This window comes from Clostridium sp., assembly GCF_016650095.1.
In the GTDB taxonomy this organism is placed as follows: Bacteria; Bacillota; Clostridia; order Clostridiales; family Clostridiaceae; genus Clostridium_AD.
In genome coordinates, this window is sequence record NZ_JAENWL010000404.1 from 1 (window position 1) to 3,114 (window position 3,114).

A 3,114-nucleotide genomic window follows, 5' to 3' on the forward strand; every position below is an offset into this window, starting at 1 on the left:
GTAATTGTGCAACATGAGGATTTCCGTCAATTTCTCATCATGTTTTACTAGGTATTTATTGTACAGTTCAACCCACTTAGCTCCATTTATTTCATCTTGCCTTTTAATACCAGTAAACTGCTCTACACTTTTTAAACTACAGCTCTTCATTCCCATTCTTTTATAGAAAGGTCTTATAATTCTAAACAAATCTATGTGTTCACTAGGCAACCTAAACCCAAGATTAAATCTATTCATCTTTCTAACTATGAAGGGTTCATCAAATGCTGTTCCATTATAAGAACACCATCTTTCAAATTTTCCCATAGCCTTTTTAAGTTCTTTTAAGAGGCTCTCCTCCTCATGAGGTGATTCTGCAAAAAATTGAATAATTTCAAATTCTTCTTCGTTTAAGTAATAACCCAACGATATTAATACTATCCTATCGTTTTCCAAATCAAAACCAGTAGCTTCAATATCTAGATATGCAATAGTATCCATCTTGTATTTCTTGAAAATTTCAGTAGGTAAAATAACCTTACTTTGATATTTTTTGATAAACATAGTTCCCCCTAATCTATAAAAAAAAGAAAAGCATACACTACAACAAATGTGTTTCTATTTGTTTAGCAAATATGTCTCTATTTGCATAGCAAATATGTCTCTATTTGCATAGCAAATGTGTTTCTATTTGCTATGCAAATATGCACCTGTTTGCTACGTAATCCTAAACAAGTTTTACATTTTTCTATACTATAATAATACAATAAAAACGACGTTATTGCAAATGACTGCAATAACGTCACATTCAATTAACTAACATCTATATTTTACATTCTATCTACAACTTCTATCCCTAGTAATCCTAACGCATTCTTGATTACTATGCAAGTAGCTTCTACCATTTTAATTTTTGCTTTTTTATTAGATTCATCTTCTAAATTAGCTATATTGTGCTGATTGTAGAATTTATTAAAGGCTTTAGCAACTTCAATAACATATCTTGTAACCATTGATGGCTCTAATTTCTCAATAGCGTACAAAATTGAGTTTTTAAACCCTTCTAATTGTTTTACGAGTTCAAATTCTTCTTTAGAATCTAGTTTATTATAATCAAGTTCTACAATCGTTCCAGATTTATTATTATTTTCTCCAACTTTTCTTAATATGCTTTTTGCTCTTGCATAAGTATATTGAACATAAGGCCCTGTTTCGCCTTCAAAACTAAGCATTTCTTCCCAATTGAAAACAATATCTCTTTCTCTGTGATTTTTTAAATAAGTAAATACTATTGCACCTATTCCTACTTTTTTAGCTACATCTTCTTTGTTTTCAAGATCAGGATTTTTGACATTTATTACTTCAAGGGTCTTAGCCACTGCTTGATTTAATAACTCATCTAAGAAAATAACATCACCTTTTCTTGTTGATAATTTTTTATCAGCAAATCTTACTGTTCCAAAAGGTACATGAATACAATCATCTGCCCAATCATTACCCATAAGCTTTAAAGTAGTAAATACTTGTTTAAAATGAAGAGCTTGATCTTTTCCAACTACATAAATATTTTTATGGAAATCATAAGTTTTCTTTCTATAAGTTGCCGCAGCTAGGTCACGAGTTGCATAAATTGTTGCGCCGTCTGCTTTTTTAATTATGCAAGGTGGCATATTATACTCGTCTAGCATTACAACTTTAGCTCCCATACTTTCTACAAGTAAACCTTTGGAATCTATGTCTTTAACAATGTCATCCATTTTGTCACAGTAAAAGCTTTCTCCAGCATAAGAATCGAATTCAACATTTAATATTTTATAAAGCTTTTTAAACTCTACTAAGCTAAGATCTCTAAATTTAGTCCAAAGCTTAACTTCCTCTGCAGAGCCTTCTTCCAATTTCTTGAAATATAATTTTGCTTGATCATTAAGTGTTGGATCAGTATCAGCCTCATCATGGAATTTTACATAAATTCTTAATAATTCATTAATAGGATCTTTTGCTAGTGCTTCTTCATCTACCCAATTTTTATAAGCATAAATAAGCTTACCAAATTGTGTTCCCCAATCTCCAAGATGATTAATTCCAGTGCAATTGTACCCTTCAAAAGAAAGTATCTTATATAAAGAGTTACCAATAGCTGTAGTGAATAAATGTCCTACATGAAATGGCTTTGCTATATTCGGTGATGAATACTCTACTATCATATTCTTACCTTCACCTATTTTAGATGAACCATATCTGTCTCCTTCTTCTAATATTTTTTCTATAGTATTTTTAATAAATACTCCTTTATCTAAGAAGAAGTTTACATAAGGACCGAAACACTCTATTTTCTCAAAACCCTCATTTTCAATTTTTCCTTTTAAATCATTAGCTATCATATTAGGTGATTTTTTCATGACTTTCGCTAATTGAAAACATGGAAAAGCGAATTCTCCCATTTCTGGTTTTGGTGGTATTTCAATTAAACTCTCTATTGTTTCTATATCTAAATCCACCAGTTGTTTAATCCTCTCTGCAACTACTTTTTTATAATCCATAAAATATTTCCCTCCTGTATCCGTTTGGGGTAGATAACAGTTATTAACTGTTATCCCTCCTGTTTTCCTTGTAATATAACAAAAAACCCATCTCTAAATAAAGAGACGGGTTATATTTCCGCGGTACCACTCTAGTTGACTATAAAGTCCACTTAATATTTTAACGCTAGTTAGCGACTTACCCTATAAGAGTCAAAAGTTATTACTTCTAACTAGTTCAGGCAGCTTCTCCAAGGTTCTTTTCCTAAAATTAATCGGATTAATTTTGCTAAATAGTTACCCATCTAACTTCCTATACCTTATAAGGCTTACACTATGCCCTTACTCGCTTTAAGATTAATAAGAAAGTACTGTCCTCTTCACAGAATTTAATCATTATATATTACTCGATAATACACTATATTATATTGCTATTAGTACAATTTGTCAACTTTTTTCAAAAAAACTTACCCTATATGATTCGTTTATGATAATGTCCTAGTATACCGTTTTTGATTATGTCCCAAACAGACAAAAATATAGTGTAGAATATACCTCATAAGAATGTATAAATGGGGTGTTCATAATCAGAAAGGTTGACTTAAATATGAAAGAA

The 3,114-nt window shown here is 30.5% G+C and carries 2 protein-coding genes; both read right to left on the minus strand.

All coding sequences use genetic code 11. The features are described from left to right. A partial coding sequence (locus tag JJE11_RS17070) for a ribonuclease H-like domain-containing protein (RefSeq protein WP_291637792.1) occupies nucleotides 1-543 on the minus strand: 543 nt, incomplete at its 3' end. A 266-nt stretch (nucleotides 544-809) separates the two neighbouring features. After that, entirely contained in the window at nucleotides 810-2,519 is a 1,710-nt protein-coding gene (gene argS / locus JJE11_RS17075) for an arginine--tRNA ligase (protein WP_291637794.1), read from the minus strand. Between the last annotated feature and the right edge of the window lie 595 nt (nucleotides 2,520-3,114).